Below are 19,633 nucleotides of genomic sequence, written 5' to 3'. Positions count from 1 at the left end.
GCCTCTCCAGGCTGCCCGGCGGTTGGTTTTTGCCCACTCAACTAGATCATATCTGCTCAACCCCACAAGTTACGAGCAAGAGTGCGCAGTGTGAGCGCGGGAGACGCTGAATCGGGACCCGGGGACGCTAGGCTTCTCGTCAGCAGCTACACCGATCAGGGAGGGCATCATCGCCACGGGCATCGACCCCGCGTCCTGGGCATACGCCGAGGACTACACCGGTGAGAACGAAGTCGTCACCGGTGCACGGGCGAGCGCCGAAGACAGCGGCGTGTCCCCGATCGGTCCCGGCGCGGCCTCCGCGCTGAGCCTGCTGGCGGCCGCGGTCGGCGCCAAGGCGGTCGTCGAGATCGGCACCGGCACCGGCGTCTCCGGTCTGGCCCTGCTGCGCGGGATGCGGACCGACGGCACCTTGACGACCGTCGACATCGACGCCGAGAACCAGCGCCTGGCCCGCAAGACCTTCCTCGACGCCGGCGTACCGTCCAACCGGTTCCGCCTGATCGCGGGCTCCGCGCTCGACGTCGTCACCCGGCTGACCGACGGTCACTACGACCTGGTCTTCTGCGACGCCGACAAGCGCGAGTACACGGCGTACCTGCACGAGGCCCTGCGCCTCCTGCGCCCCGGCGGCGTCGTCGCCTTCGCCAGCACCCTCTCCCACGGCCGCGTCGCCGACCCGGCCCACCGAGACCCCGACACCACCGCGATCCGCGACGTCATCCGGGCCATCCGCGACGACGACAACCTCGTCTCCGCCCTCCTCCCCGTCTCCGACGGCCTCCTAACCGCCGCCAAACGCTTCCCCTGAGCCCAGGCGCGCCCATCACTCATCGCAAACAACCACTACACGGTGTTGCGAACGATGTGGTAAAACTACCTAACAAAACCGACAATGGCGCTAATCGAGCCAGCGATTAGCATGATTGGAGGTTCTTTTAGGGGGTTTGAGAGATGCGGTCCTTCGCCGACCTCGATCGCTTGATCGGCCAGGTTCCGGCCCACATCGTCATCAGGCTCCGGGATATCGACACCGGCCGGGGCAGCGAGGCGCTCTACCGACACCAGTTGCCCGCCTTACTGACCGAACTCGCCGCACGGGCGAGGGTCGAGAGCATCACGGCGTCGTCGGCCATCGAGGGCGTCATCGTTCCCGATCCGCAGCGGGCGCGGCGGATCATCAACGGGGAAGCCGGGGTACTACGGACCCGGAGCGAGCAGGAGTTGGCCGGCTACCGCAAGGCGCTCGACTACCTGTTCCAGGAGGACTGGCACCCGCTGAACGTCGGTCTCGTCCTGCACCTCCACCGATTGCTGTGGTCCGAAACGGCCTTGGAGGGCGGCCACCTCAAGGTGGACGACAACCTCGTGGTGGACCGTTCGCCGGACGGCACCGTCACGGTGAGATTCAAGCCGGTTCCGGCGTCGAAGACGGAGGCGTATCTCGCTGATCTTCTCGACCGATACCGAACAGCGCAGGCTTCCGCCAGACATCATCCGGTGCTCCTGGTGGGGTTGGCTGTTCTGGATCTCCTCGTCATCCATCCCTTTGCCGACGGAAACGGCCGGGTAGCCCGCGCGCTGACGAATGCCCTGCTCATTGATGCCGGTTACGAAGTCTGCAGATGGGTGTCACTCGAGCAGTTGATCGCAGACACCGCAGATCAGTACTACGAGACGCTGCTGCGCTCTACCCATGACTGGCACCAGGACTCCGCCGACCCGTGGCCATGGCTCGGCTACTTCGTCGGCACCCTCGCCTCTGCCTACGACACCTTCGCCCGAAAGGCGGCCGCTGATCGGTCCGGCAACAACAAGCAGGAAAGAGTTCGCACCTTCGTCCTCAAGCACGCAGCGGCGGTGTTCAAGCTGGCCGATGTCCGGACGGCCTTGCCAGGGATCAGCGATCAGACGATCCGGCTTGTTCTCGATCAGCTGAAGTCGGAGGGGAAGGTGGCGCCCGAGGGCACCGGTAGAGCGGCCCGCTGGCGTCGCATTCCCCAGGATTAGCAAACAGTCCCACCCTCGAAGGCTGCGTGGTGAGGATCAGGCCGTGAGTAGGCCGGCCAACCGGGCGATGGCTGTGGTGACTGCTTGTGGGGTTGTGGCGAAGCAGAGGCGGTAGTGGCCGGGGAGTGGTGTGTGGAAGGCGGCGCCGGGGGTGAGGTGCACGCGGGCTTCGGTGAAGATGCGGTCGGCCAAGGCGCGCTCGGACTCGAAGGTTGGTTCGGGGAGGAACTGGCTGAGGTCTAGGTAGAGGAAGAGGCCCGCGGTTGCCGGGAGGTAGGGGATGCCGGCCGCGTCTAGGGCTTCTGTTGTGAGCTGGTACGACGTCGCCAGGCGGGTGCGGGATTCGGTCAGGAAGCTCTTGGTCCACTCGCGGTCGGCGAGGAGGTCACGGAGTACGGCCTGCGTGTCGCTCGACGCGGTCGCGAGGCGGCCCAGGCGTTGGGCGATCGTGCGGACCTCGGGGTTGCGGGTATGCAGGACGCCGACCTTGAAGCCGCTCAGGCCGAAGTCCTTCGCGAAGCCCCAGACGACGTGGAGTCGCTCTGCGGGTAGCGCGGACGGCACCAGGCTTGCTGTGCTGACGAAGGATGCGGAGCCGTGTACGGAGCCGGCGTAGATCTCGTCGGCGATCAGATGGAGGTCGTGCGACGCGGCCACCTCGGCTACAGCTCGCAGGGTTGGCTCGTCATAGGTGACGCCTAGCGGGTTGTTCGGGGACAGCAAGGCGACAGCACGCACAGGAACCGGCGCCTCGCGGATTGCCCGGTCGACCGCCTCCGCGGTCAACTGGAGCCCGGTCTCGGGCCAAGCCGGGACGACCTCCACTCCGGCCCTTGCGGAGAAGGCGAAGTCCACACCGGCGAAGTACGGAGCCGGTACGACGATCCCGTCGCCGGGGTCGCAGAGAGCGAAGGCGAGGATCTCGAGGGCCGCTCCGGCTCCTCCCAGCACCACGAGGTCGGCCGGGTCGACCTCAGGGCCCTGCAACTCCGTGAGGAACCGGGCGAGCTCCCGCCGAAGCGACGGCGATCCCGCCAGGTCCTGGTAGTGCGTGTCCTCGGCCGTCAGCGACCGGGGCGCGGTGAGTTTCGGCGCGAGGAGGTCGAAGACGAGCCGGTTCTCCGCGACGCTCAGGTCGATGTAGCCGTCGGGGTTGTCGGGCGACCACGGGTCCGCCGACATCACGGCGTACGGGTCAGCGGTCATCCGGCGCGCCTCCTCAACTCGGCCGTCATCCGGCGCAAATCCTCAGCTCGGCCGTCATCCGGCAAGCCTCCCCAGCTTGGCGATCATCCGGAGAATCTTGTCAGTTCGGCGGTCACCTGGTGCCAGGCTTCGGTGAGGGGGTCGATCACCTCGAAATGCCCGGCCCCGTCCACTCGCATCAGCCGCGCGGTCGGATGCGCCGTCACATAGGACTCCGCGACCGTGATCGGCACTCGCGCATCCGCCGTGCCGTGCACGATCGCCACCGGTGCGATCGGCGGCGGCAGATACACGGGATCGAGGTCGTTGCGCACACCGCTGCCGATGAAGTCCTGTACGGCGCCGTCGTCCAGGCCCAGCCGATCCGCGAGCAGCAGATCGGCCACCGGAGCGAGCGCGACCGTCCCCCGCAACAGCACGGGGTTGAGCGTCGCCGCGGCCCACAACGCCAGATGCCCACCCGCTGAATGTCCGGTCAGCACGAACCCGGCATGCACGTCCATCAACTCCGGCAGGCGATCGAGCGCAGTCCGTACGTCGCCGGTCGTCAGATCCGGCTGCCCGGGCTCCCGCCGGTACTCCAGCGACGCCACCGGCCACCCTTCGTCCGCGAGCGCCTCACCGAGCGGCCGAGCATGGATCCGGTCGTACTCCGGCCGCCAGAACCCACCATGGATGAACACCACCACCGGCCGGTACGACTTGGCCTGCCAGACCTCGATCACCTGGTCCGCGTGGTCGCCGTACCGGAGCAGTTGGTCGGGCTCCCGCGCATCACGGGTCAGAACGGAACGGTCCTCACTCATTGAGACCTCCCATCGGGGAGGTCAGGACCTCCCGAGGTAACGCAACGCGTTCGCGGACAGCAGTTTGTGTTGCTGCCCGTCGGACAGGAAGCCGGCCTTCCGAACCACCTCGCCGACCGGCCGTTCGCCTAGCGGATAAGGGTAATCGCTGCCGAGAATCAGTTGGTCCTCGCCCAGAGTATCGACCAGCAACCGCAACGCGGGCTGCTCGAACACCACCGTGTCGACGAAGAACCGGCCGACGTAATGGCTCGGCGGGTGCTCCGACCGGCCCCGTACGACGTCGCCGCGGCGCTGCCAGGCGTTCTCGACCCGGCCCAGCCAGAACGCGAAACTCCCACCACCGTGGGCGAAACAGATCCGCAGCGACTCGGGCAACTGGTCGAACGCACCACCGAGGATCATCGCGAGCAACGACAAATGGGTCTCGCCGGGCATCCCCGTCAGCCAGCGCGCCATCCAGCGATCGAGTCGGGGGCCGCCCGGCATGTCCCACGGGTGCACGAGAACGGGTGCACCCACCTCGGCGCAATGCTTGAGGAAGGCAACGATCCCGGCGTCGTCGAGGTCGCGATCGCCGACATGGTTGCCGATCTCGACCCCTGCGTGGCCGGCGGCGAGACACCGGTCGAGCTCGGCGCACGCCGCGTCCGGGTCCTGCAACGGCACCTGGCAGAACGGGATCAACCTGTTGTCACCGGCAAGCGTCTCCAACGTCAGGTCGTTGAAGATCCGCGCCACCTTGACGGCCTGGTCCGCCGGCCGGTCGTAGGCGAAGAAGACCGGCGTCGGCGAGACCACCTGGAGATCGATGCCGTCGGCATCCATATCGGTACGTCGGACCGCCGGATCCCATGTCTGCGGGCCGATCGGGCGGAACTCGGTCTCGCCGACCATGATCATCGCGGCCCGCTCGGAGTCGATCCGCAGCCAGGGCCAGCCGTCCCCACCACAGGCTGCCGCGAGGTCCGGCCAGCCTTTCGGAACCAGGTGGGTGTGGACGTCGACGACGGGGTTCGTCACGCGCGACTCCCGCAGTACCAGCTCATCAGGCCTTGCCTGGATGCACAGTGCCGCAGTTCGGGCAGGTGCGGGCGTCCTCGCTGTCGTAGAACGCCTTGAAGACCGGCGGCAGGTCCTCGACGATGTCGTTCACCTGCAGTTCGACCTCGTGCACGATGCCGTTGCAGTTCGTGCAGTACCAGCGGAACTTCTCCAGCGTGCCCTGTTCGCGGACCCGCTCGATCACCAGACCGATCGAGTCCGCGTCGCGCTGCGGCGAGTGCGGCATGTTGCGCGGCAGCACCCACATCTCGCCCTCGTTGATGTCCACCCGGGCCGGCCCGTCGTCGGTCATCACGTCGACGTGCATCGTCCCCTTGATCTGGTAGAAGAATTCCTCGTACGGGTCGACGTGGAAGTCGGTGCGCGAGTTCGGGCCGCCGACCACCATCGTGATGAAGTCGTCCCCGGTCGGGAACATCTGCTTGTTGCCGACCGGCGGCTTCAGCAGGTGCTTGTTCTGCTCGATCCACTCGGGAAAGTTCGTCGATTCCAGGTTGACCATGATGCTCACCTCTCCGTTGAAGTGTGCGGCAGTACTGCGACCGCCTGGATCTCAAGCAGCAGGTGCGGATGCGGCAACTGGTGCACGGCCACCGTCGTACGGGCCGGCCCGGTCTCGTCGAAGTACTCCGCATACACCTCGTTGTAGCCGCCGAAGTCGTTCATGCTGACCAGGTACGACGTCAGGCTGACCACGTCCTCCAGGCCGGCTCCGACCGCCGCCAGGATGTCCTGGATGTTCTCGATCACCGCCCGGGTCTGCACCCGGATGTCCAGCTCAACCGTCCCGAACTCGTCCACGGAAGCACCCGCGATCGAGTTGTCCGGTCGCCGGCTCGACGTCCCCGACACATAGGCGAACCCGTTCGCAACCTTCACGTGCGGGAACTTCCCCCGTGGCTGAGCCTTCCCCGCGACCACCTTGCCGTCACTCATGAGAGCTCCACGCAGACGTTGGTGAGTTCGGAGTAGAAGTCCAGGGAATGGGTGCCGCCCTCGCGGCCCAGGCCGGAGAGTTTCGTGCCGCCGAAGGGCGTGCGGAGATCGCGGAGGAACCAGGTGTTGACCCAGACGATGCCGACGTCGAGGGCCGGTCCGGCGCGGTGAGCGCGGCCGACGTCGCGCGTCCACACGGTGGCGGCCAGGCCGTAGCGGCTGTTGTTGGCCAGGGCGAACGCCTCCTCCTCGGTGTCGAAGGGGGCGATGTGGCAGATCGGGCCGAAGATCTCCTCGGTGTTGGTGCGTGCATCCGCAGGCAACCCGGTGATCACCGTCGGTTGCACATAGCAACCACCGTCGCGCGCGTCGCCGAACGCCGGTACGCCGCCGCCCGCGAGGACCGTGGCGCCTTCGGAGCGCGCGAGGTCGTAGTACCCGAGCACCTTGTCGCGGTGCTGTTTCGAGATCAGCGGCATGTTCATGGTGGCTTCGTCGGCGGGCCAGCCGAAGGTCAACTCGTCGGCGCGCTGGGCCAGCCGCGAGCAGAACTCCTCGAAGATCGGCCGCTCGACGTAGAGCCGTTCGGTGCACAGACAGACCTGACCGCCATTGGTGAAGACCGAGCGCACGGAGCCCTCGACGGCCGCGTCCAGGTCGGCGTCGGCGAAGATCAGCCCTGCGTTCTTGCCGCCGAGTTCGAAGGAGACGGCCTTGACGCCGTCGGCCGCGGCCTTCGCGATCGCGCTGCCGGTGGACGATTCGCCGGTGAAGGTGATCGCGTCGACCCCCGGATGCTTGGTGAGGAACTCCCCCGCCGACGACGGCCCGAAGCCGTGCACCAGGTTGAAGACACCCTCCGGTACGCCGGCCGCGGCCATCACCTCGGCGAGAACGGTCGCCGACGCCGGCGTCTCCTCGGACGGCTTCACGACGACCGCGTTGCCACAGGCAAGGGCCGGCGCCACCTTCCAGGTGAGCAGCAGCAGCGGGAGATTCCAGGGGACGATGATCGCCACCACACCCGCGGGCTTGCGTACGGCGTAGTTGAGCGCCCGCCGCCCATCGGCAAGGACCGTCGTGTACGACTCGGTCGGCGTCGTGGTGGCGAAGTCGGCGAAGGCGCGGAAGTTGGCCGCGCCGCGCGGGATGTCCAGCGTCCGGGCCTGGCTGATCGACTTGCCGGTGTCGCCGACCTCGGCCGCGATCAGGTCGTCGAAACGCCGCTCGAGCTCATCGGCCACCCGCCGGAGTACGACCGCCCGTTCCTGCTCGCTCATCCGGCCCCACGGACCGCTCAAGGCTGCCCGGGCAGCACCAACGGCCGCGTCCACGGTCGCCTCGTCAGCCTCGGAGACGTCGAAGATCTTCTCCCCCGTCACCGGACTCAGCTTGGCGAAGGTCGAGCCGCCCGCGACGAACTCCCCGCCCACGAAGTTCCGCAACAGCCCCGGCTCACCCGGTTGCCCGGTGAGCAACTCAGGACGCCAGAGCGAGGTCATCTCCGCCTCCGCAAGACTCGCAGAGCAGCACCCAGGACACCAGCAGAAAGAAGCAGGGAGGCCGCCAGCGCCTGATGCTGGCGGTGGACCCGGGCGCGGACTTCGGCGTACGGCGTGGTGGAGAAGGAGACCAGTTCGTAGCGGGAGACGTACCGGCCCGGCAGCGCTCGTTCCAAGGCGTGCTCGATGCGTTTGCCGAGCCGGAAGACCGGTGAGGCGACCTTGTCGCGCATCTCGACGAAGTTCGCGAGCGCCATCTCCGCGATCGCCTCGGTGTTCTCCCGGCGCCGGTGCTCGAACAGCGGCAACGCGCGCGCCCACGTCCCGGCCGTGTCGTCCAGGCAGCGATCCAGCTCGACCACGTCCTCGAACGCGCAGTTCGCGCCCTGCCCGTAGAACGGCACGATCGCGTGCGCCGCGTCACCGATCAACGCGGTACGGCCGTGTGCCTGCCACGGCGACGTGTGCACGGTCCCGAGCACCCCGACCGGGTTGTACTGGTAGTCGGCGACCAGAGAAGGGGCCAACGGCAACAAATCCGGGTACTGCGAACGGAAGTGCGCCTCGATCGCGCCGGCATCGGCCAGCGCGTCGAAGGACCCCGTCGGCCAGAACAGCGTGCAGGTGAACGATCGATCCGGATTCGGCAACGCGATCATCATCGACGTACCGCGCGGCCAGATGTGCAGCGCACCAGGATCGAGCGCGAACTCCCCGTCGACGGCCGGAATGCTCAACTCCTTGTAGCCGTAGTCCAGGAAGTCGACGTCCTCACTCACCGCACCCTCGGCCAGCAACTGCCCGCGTACTGCGGACCCAGCACCATCGGCGCCCAGTACGACGTCCGCGGTCGCCTCCACCTTGCCCGCGGGCGTCTCGAAGATCATCGACCCGGCCTGGGAGTCGAGCTCCACCAGCCGATGCTCGAAGCGGATCTCCACTCCCGGCGCGGCAGCGGCCGCGTCCAGCAGCGCGTTGTTGAGCGCGCCGCGGCTGATCGAGTTGATCGCCCGGTCCTGGGTCGCGCTGTACTGCTGGAAGTCGAGCGGACCCTCGACGGGGTGGATCATCCGGCCCTTCATCGGCAGCGCGTCGCGCATCACCTCGTCGACCAGGCCGATCCGGCGCAACGCGTCCAGCCCGCGTTCGGAGATCGCCAGGTTGATCGACCGGCCGCGTTCGACCTGCGCGACCCGCGGGTCCGGCCGCCGTTCGTACAGCGTCACCGGCAGGCCCCGCCGCGCCAGGAAGCAGGCCAGCAAGGACCCGGTCAGGCCGGCACCGACGATGGCGACACGCTCTTTCATTCACACTCCGTCATGTGGTGACTGGGACTACCTCGGCCAGCGCTCGAGCGGCGCGCCAGCAGTCGTGGTACAGCGAATAGAGCGGGACGGGCGCAAGCCGCAGTACGTCGGGCTCGCGGGCGTCGGCGATGACGCCGTAGGAGGACCGGAGTACCTTGGCGAGCTCCCCCGCAGTACGGTCTCCGCCGATCCGCAGCGACAGCTGGGCTCCACGCTGCAGCGGGTCGGTCGGCGTGATCACCTGCAGAGGCCGGCCGGGTGTGACTTCGGCGAGCAGGGCTTCCAGGTACGCCGTGAGCCGGATGCTGCGCTCGCGGAGTACGCCGATGCCGACCTTGTCGAACAGCTCGAGCGACGTCCGGACCGGGCTCATCGAGAAGATCGGCGGGTTCGACACCTGCCAGGCATCCGCCGACGCGGGCGGGCGCGACTCGGGCGCCATCTGGAACCTGGTCGATGCCTCGGTGCTCCACCAGCCTTCGAAGCGCTGGATCGAAGGATCCCCGAGGTGGCGCTCGTGCACGAACGCGCCCGCGAGCGCGCCCGGGCCGGAGTTGAGGTACTTGTACGAACACCAGGCCGCGAAGTCCACGTCCCAGTCGTGCAGCGACAACGGGACGTTCCCGGCGGCGTGGGCGAGGTCCCAGCCGACGACGGCTCCGGCCTCGTGACCCGCGGCGGTGATCGTGGGGATGTCCATCAGCTGGCCAGTCAGGTAGTTGACCCCACCGAGCAGGACCAGCGCAACGTCGGGAGTCAGGCGCGCCAGAACATCCGTCGTACGGAGGCAGTCTTCGCCGTCGCGAGGTTTCAGCCGTACTACGGCGTCGTCGGGATCCAGGCCGTGGAAGCGGGCCTGGCTGCGCACCGCGTAGCTGTCCGAGGGGAAGGCCGAGTCCTCGATGACGATGCGGAAGCGGTCCGCGGTCGGCCGGTAGAACGACACCATCAGCAGGTGCAGGTTGACGGTCAGGGAGTTCATCACCACCGTCTCACCGGGAAGTGCGCCGACGAGTCGGGCCGCGGGACCGGTGAGCAGTTCGTGGTACGGGAGCCAGGGGCGGGTCGCTTCGAGGTGTCCCTCGACGCCCAGGGCGGCCCAGGAGTCGAGATCCTCGAGCAGCTCGGTGCGGGTCGCCTTCGGCCGGAGTCCCAGGGAGTTGCCTGCGAAGTACGCGACGTCCGGGTAGTAGCCGTCTTCGGACGGCGGTACGTCGAACAGCTCCCGGTGTCCGGGGTCGGCCTTGTCCCGCGCGAACGACTCGGCCTCCGACCCCGGCTCCTCCGGCGATGGTTGCGTCACGGTTTGACGACCTGGCCCTTGCCGAGCACCGTGACACCGCCCTTGGACACGGTGAAGCCGCGTTCGCGGTCGAGGTCCGGATCGACACCGATCTCGATACCGTCCGGGATCTCGATGTTCTTGTCCAGGATGACGTTCTTCAGTACGACGTTCGCGCCGATCTTGCAGTTGTCCATGATCACCGCGCGCTCGATCTTCGCCCCCGCCAGCACGATCACGTTCGCACCGATCACCGAGTGGTCCACGGTCGCCCCGGAGATGATCGAGCCCGCGCAGACGATCGACTCGCCGACGGTCGCGTTGTCGGTGAACTTGGCGCCGGGCAACTGCGGGTGCGAGGTGAAGATCGGCCAGTCGGAGTTGTACAGGTTGAACACCGGCTGGATCGAGACCAGGTCCATGTGCGCCTCGTGGTACGAATCCAGCGAACCGACGTCGCGCCAGTACGAGCGGTCCCGGTCGAGCGCGCCCGGTACGTCGTTGTCCTTGAAGTCGTAGACGCCGGCCTTGCCCTCGGCCACCAGCATCGGGACGATGTCGCCGCCCATGTCGTGCCGGGACGCCGGGTTGGCCGCGTCCTTGCGGAGCGCCTCGACCAGTACGTCGGCGCTGAACACGTAGTTGCCCATCGAGGCGAACGTCTCGTCCGGCGAGTCCGGCAACCCTGGTGGGTCGGCCGGCTTCTCCAGGAACTCCGCGATCGCGTGCCCGTCGTCGGCCGTCTTGATCACGCCGAACTCCGAAGCCTCCGCGCGCGGTACCCGGATCCCGGCCACGGTCACCCCGTTGCCGCGCTCGATGTGCGCCTGCACCATCTGGGATGCGTCCATCCGGTACACGTGGTCCGCGCCGAACACGACGATGATGTCGGGCTTGGCGTCGTTGATCAGGTTCATCGACTGGTAGATCGCATCCGCGCTGCCCTGGTACCACTGCGGGCCGAGCCGCTGCTGGGCCGGCACACAGGTGACGTAGTTGCCGAGGAAGGTCGACATCCGCCAGGTGATCGTGACGTGCCGGTCGAGCGAGTGCGACTTGTACTGCGTCAGCACGCACAGGCTGCGGATGCCCGCGTTGACCAGGTTGGACAGCACGAAGTCGATCAGGCGATAACTCCCGCCGAACGGCACAGCCGGTTTGGCCCGGTCCGCCGTGAGCGGCATCAGCCGCTTCCCCTCGCCGCCGGCCAGCACGATTCCCAGGATCTTCGGTGCCTTCGCCATGTCCGCACCTTAGCTTCGGTTAGGCCTTTGCATAAGGCGGACGCGAGTGTCGGACACTGTGAGCATGCCCAGACTCGTCGAACCGACTACCGCCGTTCACCGATCCTTCCTCGAAGCCTGGGACGAGCTGGAGCCGGAGCAGGAGCGGTGGATGGGCGCTCACGGGGCTTGGCAGTCGTGGAGCCGGGAGGAACTGGAGGACGCGAGCGAGTTCGCTGCCCTGGTCGAGGCGATCCGCGCCGAGGCGCTGCCGGAGACCGAACTGCCGCCGGACCTGGTGCACCAGACAATGCTCTGGTACGTCGAAGGTGACCAATGGCTCGGCCGCCTCTCGATCCGGCACACCCTCACCCCGCTCCTGCACGAACTCGGCGGCCACATCGGCTACACCGTCCGCCCGTCAGCCCAACGCCAGGGCCACGCGACCCGGATGCTGACCGAGTCACTCCCCTGGGCCGCCCGCCTCGGCATCGACACCGCCCTGGTCACCTGCGACGTCGACAACATCGCCTCCCGCCGCGTCATCGAGTCCGCCGGCGGCGAACTGGAAGACGAACGCCACGGCAAACTCCGCTTCTGGGTACCAACCCACGTGAGCTGAACCCCGGCAACCGGTTGCTCTCGATCGGCCGCCCCGAGTCGCCCGCATGAAGAAGGTCGCGCGGCTATTGTCGGGGGCATGAAGGTCGCGATCTTGACGCGGGAGTTCCCACCGGACGTGTACGGCGGGGCGGGGGTGCATGTGGACTTTCTGGTGCGCGAGTTGCGTCGGCTGCTCGACGTCGAGGTGCACTGCATGGGTGAACCACGGCTGGGCGCGGTCGCGCACTCCGAGGACGACCCGCGGATGCCGCACGCGAACGCGGCGCTGCGGATCCTCTCGACCGATCTGACGATGACCGCCGGTGTCTCCTCAGCCGAGCTCGTCCACTCGCACACCTGGTACGCGAACATGGCCGGCCACTGGGCCAAGCTCCTCTACGGCATCCCGCACGTGGTGACCGCGCACTCGCTGGAGCCGCTGCGACCGTGGAAGGCTGAGCAGCTCGGCGGTGGGTACCGCTTGTCGAGCTGGGCCGAGCGTACGGCGTACGAGGCAGCCGATGCGGTCGTCGCGGTCAGCAATGCCACCCGCGACGACATCCTCGCGAGCTACCCGGCGATCGACCCGGCCAAGGTCCACATCATCACCAACGGCATCGACTCGGACTTCTACCACCCCGACCACTCGACGAACGTGCTCGAACGGCTCGGCGTCGACCTGAACCGGCCGTACGTGACGTTCGTCGGCCGCATCACCCGGCAGAAGGGCGTCCCGCATCTCTTGCGCGCCGGGCTGCAACTGGATCCGTCCGTGCAACTCGTGCTGCTCGCCGGCGCCGCCGACACTCCCGAGCTGAAGGCGGAAACGGACGCGCTGGTCGACGAGCTCAAAGCCAGCCGCGACGGCGTCTTCATCGTCTCCGAGATGCTGCCGCGCGAAGAGGTCCGTCAGGTGCTCACGCACGCGCTCGCGTTCTGCTGCCCGTCGGTCTACGAGCCACTCGGCATCGTCAACCTGGAGGCGATGGCCTGCGAGACAGCCGTCGTCGCCAGCGCGGTCGGCGGCATCCCGGACGTCGTCGTCGACGGCGTGACCGGCACGCTGGTCGCGTACGACGAGAACGACATCGCCACCTTCGAACGGCAGTTGGCCGAGGGCATCAACGCACTGGTCGCCGACCCCGCCAAGGCCGAGGCGATGGGCAAGGCCGGCCGCGCCCGAGCCGTCTCCGACTTCGGCTGGGACGCCGTCGCGAACCGCACGGTCGAGCTCTACCAGTCGTTGCTGGGTGGATGAAACTCCACCCTTCACTGAGGTTGTAGCCCCCTCGTCCGGACCGACCGGGCGCGATTGAGTCGGGGCATGACGCAGCGACTCACAAAACTTCTGGCCTTCTCCCTCGCCGCCACCGCCGTCGTGGTCCCGACCGCGGCCGTGGCTGCCCCAGTCCACCAGACACCCGCCGACCAACAGATGCCGTCAACCCGGGTCGCATCGACCCGGGGCTCGATCGTCTCGGCGGTCCGCGTCGCCCGCCTCACCCCGGCCCAACTGCACCAACTCGCCATCACCAGCGGCTTCGTCGATCCCCCGAACCCCCGGTACGCCGTATCGCTCTACCGCCTCGTCTACCGAACCGTCGACCACTTCGGCCGTCCGACCACCGCCAGCGGCTTGGTCGTGCTCCCCGAGGGAAGGCGTGGCGCATTGCGCGTGGCGGCGTACCTGCACGGCACCTCGACCACCAAGGCCGACGCGGCAACGATCGACCCGCACAGCACCGACCGCGCCGCCATCGCGATGTTCGCCGGCGCGGGCATGGCCGGGATCGCGCCGGACTACTTGGGACTCGGGCTGGGCCCGGGACGTCCGCCGTACCTCGATCTGACCAGCGAAAAGACGTCCTCGGTCGATCTGCTTCGCGCCGCGAGTGGCTTCGCTGTGCGGCATGGAGTGGTGTTCCGCAAGGACGTCGCGGTGACGGGCTTCTCCCAGGGCGGTCGAGCCACGCTTGCCTTCGGCCGAGCCTTGCAGAGCGGTGCGGCCGGGTCGTTCCGGCTCGGCGCCCTGGCGCCGGTGGCTGGGCCGTACGACATCCTCGGGACCGAGTTCCCGGCCGTCTTCAACGGACAGGTCGACGGTGCCGCCGCGGCGGGGTATCTCGCGTATCTGGTCACCGCATGGAAGTCCACGATCGGGCTGTACGACGACCCGGAGAAGGTGTTCCAGCCGCAGTACGCGCAGATCGTCGAGGGTTTGCTCGATGGGACCCATCCCTTCGAGGAGATTGCCGGGAAGCTGCCGGACAGCCCCGACAAGCTGTTCCTGCCCGCGTTCCTGGCTGAACTGAAGCACCCCACCGGGATCTTCGCCCGGACACTGCGCGAGGGCGATCGGATCTGCACCGACTGGACGCCAAGAGTGCCGGTGACGATGTACACCGGCACTCTCGATCGAGACGTCGTCCCGGCCAACGCCGACTCCTGTGCTGCCGCCCTGCGCTCCCGCGGCGCGCACGTCACCATCCGCTCGATGGGACCGGTCAACCACTCCGGTACTGCGCTCGCCGCCTACCCCGAAATCGTCCGAGCCTTCGCCGGCTAGCCCCGGACCGCTCAGCCGATGCCGGCGGTGGGGGTGTCGCCGGTGAGCCAGGTGGTGAGGAGGCGGGCGCCGGCTCCGGTGGCGCCGGTGGTGTATTCGAGCGCGTCGGCCGGCGACTCGGCGATGCTGGACAAGTCGAGGTGCGCCCACGGCACATCACCTGCGAAAGCCTTGAGGAACAACGCGGCCGTGATCGACCCCGGCCCCTTCGACGAGTTCACCGAGTCCGCGATCGGCGTCGAGATCAGCTCGGTGTACTCGTCGGGCAACGGCATCCGCCAGAGCCGCTCGCCGGAGGCCTCGCCCGCATCGGCCAGGTTGTCCGCGAGCGCGTCGTCGGTGGCGAACAACCCGCCGTACAGCATCGATCCGAGCGACACCTTGATCGCGCCGGTCAGCGTGGCGATGTCGACGATGACGTCCGGCTCGAGCTCCTTCACGGCGTACGCGAGTCCGTCGGCCAGCACCAGCCGGCCCTCGGCGTCGGTGTTCTTCACCTCGGTGGTGCGGCCGCCGTAGTGCCGGATGACGTCGTCCGGCCGGTACGCCGTACCCGACGGCATGTTCTCGGCCGAGCAGATCAGGCCGGTGACCTTCACCTTCGCGCCGAGGTCGCGCAGCGCCGACATGGTCGCGATCACCGAGCCGCCGCCGGTCATGTCCCGCTTCATCGACACCATGCCCTCGCGCGGCTTCAGTGACAGACCGCCGGTGTCGTAGGTGATCCCTTTGCCGACGAGCACGACGTACGGCGTGTCGTCGGTCGCGCCCGGCGGGGTGTAGTCGAGGCGGATGAATCGCGGCGGCCGGGCGGATCCCTTGCCGACGGCAAGGATTCCGCCGAACCCGTCGGCGGCCAGTTGCTTCTCGTCCCACACCGTCACGTCCAGCCCGGTGGCACCGGCCAGCTCCGTCGCGCGGGCGGCCATCCAGGCGGGGTCCTTCTCGTTCGACGGCGTGGTGGCGAACTCGCGCGCCAGCCAGCCGGTCCGGCCGACCACCAGGCCGCGGTCGATCGCGTCGTCGCGGTCCTCGTCGGTGCCGTCGGTCAGCTCGATCCGGCCGACCACCGGCTTACCGGTGTCGACGGTCTTGCGGTGGAACGTGAACGAGCCGAGCACGACGCCCTCGGCGAACGCCTGCAGCCCGGCATCATCGATGCCCTCGGCAACCACCACGGTGACCTCGTCCTTGCCGCGGCCGAACCGCGCGATCGCGGCACCGGCGTGTCGCAGGTCCCGCGGGGTGCCCGCGCCGGCGCCGGCCAGCAGCACCTCGGCGACCTCGCCGGTCAGCAACGGGTACGCCGCCGTGCTGCCCGCGGCGCGCCCGAAGCCGGCCGCCTCCTGCACCTCCAGCAGCCGGTCGAGGTCGACCCCGAGGCGTTCCCCGGCCTCCTTCGCGGCGGCGGGCAGACCCGCCTCGCCGACCACGATCACCCAGCTCCGGGAACCGTGAACAGGAAGCCCCGGCTGCCAGACCACGGCCGGCAGGACGGGGAACACGGTGCGTGCACTTCGGCGAGCCACTTCGTCGACCTCACAGTTTGATCAAAAATCGGACTGACTTCACGCAAGCCCCAACCGTAACGACCCCGGCCGGTGCCGGAAAGCACCCACCGGGGTCGTTGGAGTTGTGCGGGTGCGCTCGTGCAGATGCACCCCGGAGAGTCGGCTCAGCCGACAACGGCCTTCAGCGCGTTCCCGAGCTCGGTCGCCTCGTCGGCGTTCAGTTCGACGACCAGCCGACCGCCGCCCTCGAGCGGGACCCGCATCACGATCCCGCGGCCCTCCTTGGTGACCTCGAGCGGACCATCGCCCGTCCGCGGCTTCATCGCCGCCATGCGCGCACCCCTTCCCTCATGGATCTTGCCCTCTTCGGTCTTGAGCGACGACACCACACGGTGGACCGTCGCCGGCGCCGTGCGGTGATGCGCCGTCGGCGCGTATCGCAGTGTGTATCGCGACCCATTATCCCCGATGTCAGGCCAAGGCCGTGCACCATACGGCAGACTCAGGTCTCGTGCACGCCCGTTCAGCTCTCTTCGACCTGTACGGCGACCACCTGCGCGCGCGTGGTGCGCGCGCCCCGGTGGCCGCCCTGGTCCGGCTGCTCGCGCCGCTGGGAGTCCATCCGCCGGCCGTCCGGACCGCGGTGTCCCGGATGGTCCGGCAAGGCTGGCTGGAGCCCATCCGGATCGACGGCCTGCCGGGGTACGCGCTGACCGCCCGGGCGCGTCGCCGCCTCGACGACGCGGCCGCCCGGATCTACCGCACCGAGACCGGTTCCGACGGCAGCGGCGAGTGGGACCGGACCTGGCATCTGAGCATTCTCCGCGAGGTCCCCAACGCGCGCCGGCGCGAACAGCTCGCGAGCCAATTCGCCTTCCTGGGTTGGGCTCCGCTGTCCGACGCGGCCTGGGTCGGGCTGCGCAACGACACCGAGGTCGACCAGATCCTCGGCGTCGAGGGCATCGCCGCCGACCGGTTCCGGGCCCCCATCGAGGACGACGCGGTCGAGTTCGCTCGGCGGGTCTGGAAGCTGGACGAACTCGGCGCGTCGTACGACAGCTGGCTGAACGAGGCGAAGGCGCTGGCCGACAGCGCAGGGCCCGACGTGACCGACGAGCAGGCCTTCGCGGTCCGGTCCAACCTGGTGCACGAATGGCGCAAGTTCCTGTTCCTCGATCCGGGGCTGCCGGCCGAGTTGCTGCCGGCCGACTGGGCCGGCACCCGGGCGGCCGAATTCTTCGATTTCCACGCGAATCGGCTGGGCCACGCGGCCGGGCGTTTCGTGGACAACTGCCTGACCGTTCACTGAAAATCTCACCGACTGTTGGGAGCTAGGCACGATGAGTGACTCCGTCCTGTACGACGTGTCCGAGGGCATCGCCACGATCACCCTGAACCGGCCGGAAGCGATGAACTCGCTCGACACGGCCACCAAGGTGGCGCTGCGGGACACCATCCAGCTGGCCGCCGACGACAGCGCCGTACGGGTTGTCGTGCTGACCGGGACCGGGCGTGCCTTCTGCGTCGGGCAGGATCTGAAGGAGCATATCGGCCTGCTCGAGGCGAACGACACGGAGGCTCTGTGGAGCACCGTGCCGGACCACTACGCGCCGATCGCGCTGGCGCTGGCGGAGATGCCGAAGCCGGTGATCGCGGCCCTCAACGGTGTCGCCGCCGGAGCCGGCGCGTCGATGGCGTTCGCGTGCGACTTCCGGATCGTTGCCGACACAGCCGGTTTCAACCTGGCCTTCACCGGGATCGCCCTGTCCTGCGACACGGGCATCTCGTGGACGCTCCCCCGGCTCGTCGGCCACGCCCGCGCGACCGAACTCCTCTACTTCCCCCGCACCATTCCCGCCTCCGAGGCACTCGACCTCGGCCTGGCGACCACCGTCGTACCGGCCGCCGATCTTGCCGCCACCGTCGATGAGCTCGCCGCCAAACTCGCGAACGGACCGACTGTCGCCTACGGCTCGGTCCGCCGATCACTGGGGTACGCAGCAACGCACACGCTGGCCGAATCCCTCGCCTTCGAGGCGGCGAAGATGCAACTCACCGGCGACACCGAGGACCACAAGAACGCCGTAGCCTCCTTCGTAGCCAAACAAAAACCAACCTTCCACGGCAAGTAATCCCCCACGCGAGTTCCTACGTCGCCCGCTCCCACCCACCCAAAACGCCGCTCCTCCGTCGCGGCTGACAACGCATCGCAGCACACCCGGTCGCGCAAGCTGACCGGGTGACCTGTCGCGCCGACCCCATCAGCTCGCCCACCGCACTGACTCGCCCACCCGCCGGCTCGTCTGCCCAACCGGCTCGCCCATCCCACCGGCTCCTGGCTCTCACCCCATCGATGACGCGAGAGAGCACCGCACTGTCGGGGCGCCTTGATGGCAGGCGTGCTTACCGGGAATTCCTCGCGGATCGGGTGGATCAGCGGGCGATGCAGTCGGCGAGGTGGTCGTTGACTATGCCGGTCGCCTGCATCAGCGCGTAGGCCGTGGTGGGGCCGATGAAGACGAAGCCCTTCTTCTTCAGGGCTTTGGACATCGCGATCGACTCAGGCGTGGTGGCCGGGACGTCGTCGTTCGTCTTCGGGGCCGGGCGGTTCTCGGGCTGGAACGACCAGAGCAGCTCGGTCAGCTCGCCGTCTTCCAACTCCAGCAGGGCGCGGGCGTTGGCGATCGTCGCGTTGATCTTCAACCGGTTGCGGACGATGCCGGTGTCGGCCATCAGCCGCTCGAAGTCGTCTTCGCCGTACGCCGCGATCAGGTGCGGGTCGAAGTGGTCGAACGCCTTGCGGAAGTTCTCCCGTTTGCGCAGGATCGTGATCCACGACAAGCCGGACTGGAACCCCTCCAGGGTCATCCGCTCGAACAGCCCGCGATCGTCGCGGATTTCCTGGCCCCACTCGGTGTCGTGATATTCGATGTACTCCGGGGCCGACGTCGCCCAGGTGCAGCGGGGCTGCCCGTCCGGGCCGATCACCGTCATCGGGCGAGGTCCTTCGTGAGGCGCTTGAACGAGATCCGCATCATCAGCTCGAAGCCGGGCTGGACCAGCGGCCAGGCGAGTCGCCCCAGCCGGCCCAGTGGCGGGATCACGTCTTCGGACCAGACGAACGTGGAACCGCCCGGCGCGGGCCGGACCTCGAACGTTCCGGTGCCCCGGACGATGGTGCCGAGGTGTTTCACCGTGCATTCGCGCGGCGGATCCCAGTGCGTGATGACCATGTCGTCAGTGAACCCCAGGCCACCGACAGAAGTTCGCGCCGCGACTCCGCCGCCGACGCCGCGGCCCTCGTTCCCGGTCGCCCAGACGCGGGTGAACAGCATCCAGCGCGACTGGCGATCCCAGTCCATCACCACGTCCCACGCCGCCTGCGGCTCCAGCGGCAGATCCACCGAAGCTTCCGCGTGACACGGCCCGCCGTCAGTCATCAGCTCGGTCGCTGATAAGCGTTCGCATCAGGAGCCGCACTGTGCCGCCCCCTGGGAGCCTGCTCACCCGCCGCCCCGACCTCACCGCCCTGCTGGTCCCCAGCAACACCTTGCCCGAGCTCGCCGACCTGCTGATCTCCAGCAACGCCCCGCCCGTTCTCACCACCCAGCTGCCC

Annotated in this window: 20 protein-coding genes; 7 read left to right on the top strand and 13 right to left on the bottom strand. The window is 68.3% G+C overall.

Annotated elements, in window-relative coordinates:
• Positions 1–271: 271 nt before the first annotated feature.
• Together EV138_RS25475 and EV138_RS25470 are read left to right on the top strand one after the other, a co-directional pair.
• The gene (locus tag EV138_RS25475) at positions 272–811 is read left to right on the top strand and encodes an O-methyltransferase (RefSeq protein WP_439649007.1); all 540 of its coding nucleotides are present in this window, start codon (positions 272–274) and stop codon (positions 809–811) included.
• 143 nt (positions 812–954) lie between these two features.
• Positions 955–2,010, top strand: coding sequence for a Fic family protein (locus EV138_RS25470; RefSeq protein WP_133981281.1), 1,056 nt, complete (start codon positions 955–957; stop codon positions 2,008–2,010).
• Positions 2,011–2,046: 36 nt separating this feature from the next.
• On the opposite strand, the gene EV138_RS25465 is transcribed toward EV138_RS25470, so the two are convergent.
• From EV138_RS25465 to glgC, 9 genes are all read right to left on the bottom strand, one after another.
• A complete protein-coding gene (locus EV138_RS25465; protein ID WP_133981280.1) occupies positions 2,047–3,216 on the bottom strand; it encodes an aminotransferase class I/II-fold pyridoxal phosphate-dependent enzyme in 1,170 nt (389 codons plus the stop codon).
• 83 nt (positions 3,217–3,299) lie between these two features.
• Positions 3,300–4,022: an alpha/beta hydrolase family protein gene (locus EV138_RS25460; RefSeq protein WP_133981279.1), complete on the bottom strand. Its 723-nt coding sequence runs from the start codon at positions 4,020–4,022 to the stop codon at positions 3,300–3,302.
• A gap of 21 nt (positions 4,023–4,043) precedes the next feature.
• Positions 4,044–5,045, bottom strand: a complete 1,002-nt coding sequence (locus EV138_RS25455) for an amidohydrolase family protein (protein ID WP_133981278.1) — start codon at positions 5,043–5,045, stop codon at positions 4,044–4,046.
• Between the two features lie 25 nt (positions 5,046–5,070).
• Positions 5,071–5,589 (bottom strand): 3-hydroxyanthranilate 3,4-dioxygenase, encoded by a 519-nt coding sequence (locus tag EV138_RS25450; protein WP_133981277.1) that lies wholly within the window; start codon positions 5,587–5,589, stop codon positions 5,071–5,073.
• 5 nt (positions 5,590–5,594) lie between these two features.
• The gene (locus tag EV138_RS25445; protein ID WP_133981276.1) at positions 5,595–6,023 is read right to left on the bottom strand and encodes a RidA family protein; all 429 of its coding nucleotides are present in this window, start codon (positions 6,021–6,023) and stop codon (positions 5,595–5,597) included.
• Positions 6,020–7,525, bottom strand: coding sequence for a 2-hydroxymuconic semialdehyde dehydrogenase (locus EV138_RS25440; protein ID WP_133981275.1), 1,506 nt, complete (start codon positions 7,523–7,525; stop codon positions 6,020–6,022). The genes EV138_RS25445 and EV138_RS25440 overlap by 4 nt, the downstream gene beginning before the upstream one ends.
• Positions 7,522–8,832: an FAD-dependent oxidoreductase gene (locus EV138_RS25435; protein WP_133981274.1), complete on the bottom strand. Its 1,311-nt coding sequence runs from the start codon at positions 8,830–8,832 to the stop codon at positions 7,522–7,524. Before EV138_RS25435 ends, EV138_RS25440 begins: the two co-directional genes overlap by 4 nt.
• Positions 8,833–8,842: 10 nt before the next feature.
• Positions 8,843–10,135 carry a kynureninase gene (kynU, locus tag EV138_RS25430; RefSeq protein WP_133981273.1) on the bottom strand — a complete coding sequence of 431 codons (1,293 nt, stop codon included), beginning with the start codon at positions 10,133–10,135 and terminating at the stop codon, positions 8,843–8,845.
• Positions 10,132–11,358 carry a glucose-1-phosphate adenylyltransferase gene (glgC, locus tag EV138_RS25425; protein WP_133981272.1) on the bottom strand — a complete coding sequence of 409 codons (1,227 nt, stop codon included), beginning with the start codon at positions 11,356–11,358 and terminating at the stop codon, positions 10,132–10,134. Before glgC ends, kynU begins: the two co-directional genes overlap by 4 nt.
• A 64-nt stretch (positions 11,359–11,422) precedes the next feature.
• Between glgC and EV138_RS25420 the strand changes: the two genes are divergently transcribed.
• From EV138_RS25420 to EV138_RS25410, 3 genes are all read left to right on the top strand, one after another.
• Complete coding sequence (locus EV138_RS25420) at positions 11,423–11,959, top strand: GNAT family N-acetyltransferase (RefSeq protein WP_133981271.1); 537 nt, start codon at positions 11,423–11,425, stop codon at positions 11,957–11,959.
• Between the two features lie 78 nt (positions 11,960–12,037).
• Positions 12,038–13,198: a glycogen synthase gene (gene glgA, locus EV138_RS25415; RefSeq protein WP_133981270.1), complete on the top strand. Its 1,161-nt coding sequence runs from the start codon at positions 12,038–12,040 to the stop codon at positions 13,196–13,198.
• A gap of 66 nt (positions 13,199–13,264) precedes the next feature.
• Entirely contained in the window at positions 13,265–14,506 is a 1,242-nt protein-coding gene (locus EV138_RS25410; RefSeq protein ID WP_133981269.1) for an alpha/beta hydrolase family protein, read from the top strand.
• Positions 14,507–14,517: 11 nt separating this feature from the next.
• Here the strand turns inward: EV138_RS25410 and EV138_RS25405 are convergent, their stop codons facing one another.
• Positions 14,518–16,035 carry a leucyl aminopeptidase family protein gene (locus tag EV138_RS25405; RefSeq protein ID WP_133981268.1) on the bottom strand — a complete coding sequence of 506 codons (1,518 nt, stop codon included), beginning with the start codon at positions 16,033–16,035 and terminating at the stop codon, positions 14,518–14,520.
• A gap of 146 nt (positions 16,036–16,181) precedes the next feature.
• Complete coding sequence (locus tag EV138_RS25400) at positions 16,182–16,349, bottom strand: DUF3117 domain-containing protein (RefSeq protein WP_012923066.1); 168 nt, start codon at positions 16,347–16,349, stop codon at positions 16,182–16,184.
• Between the two features lie 179 nt (positions 16,350–16,528).
• Between EV138_RS25400 and EV138_RS25395 the strand changes: the two genes are divergently transcribed.
• Together EV138_RS25395 and EV138_RS25390 are read left to right on the top strand one after the other, a co-directional pair.
• Positions 16,529–17,326 carry a PaaX family transcriptional regulator gene (locus EV138_RS25395; RefSeq protein WP_133981267.1) on the top strand — a complete coding sequence of 266 codons (798 nt, stop codon included), beginning with the start codon at positions 16,529–16,531 and terminating at the stop codon, positions 17,324–17,326.
• 31 nt (positions 17,327–17,357) lie between these two features.
• Positions 17,358–18,149 carry an enoyl-CoA hydratase/isomerase family protein gene (locus EV138_RS25390; protein WP_133981266.1) on the top strand — a complete coding sequence of 264 codons (792 nt, stop codon included), beginning with the start codon at positions 17,358–17,360 and terminating at the stop codon, positions 18,147–18,149.
• A 301-nt stretch (positions 18,150–18,450) separates the two neighbouring features.
• Here the strand turns inward: EV138_RS25390 and EV138_RS25385 are convergent, their stop codons facing one another.
• On the bottom strand, positions 18,451–19,011 hold the full coding sequence (locus EV138_RS25385; protein ID WP_133981265.1) for a DNA-3-methyladenine glycosylase I: 561 nt from the start codon (positions 19,009–19,011) through the stop codon (positions 18,451–18,453).
• Positions 19,008–19,457 carry an SRPBCC family protein gene (locus EV138_RS25380; RefSeq protein ID WP_133981264.1) on the bottom strand — a complete coding sequence of 150 codons (450 nt, stop codon included), beginning with the start codon at positions 19,455–19,457 and terminating at the stop codon, positions 19,008–19,010. The genes EV138_RS25385 and EV138_RS25380 overlap by 4 nt, the downstream gene beginning before the upstream one ends.
• Positions 19,458–19,633: the final 176 nt, after the last annotated feature.

It is taken from the genome of Kribbella voronezhensis, assembly GCF_004365175.1.
Classification (GTDB): Bacteria; Actinomycetota; Actinomycetes; order Propionibacteriales; family Kribbellaceae; genus Kribbella; species Kribbella voronezhensis.
Note: the sequence above shows the minus strand (reverse complement) of the source record. Positions and strands in the feature narration are given on the sequence as shown.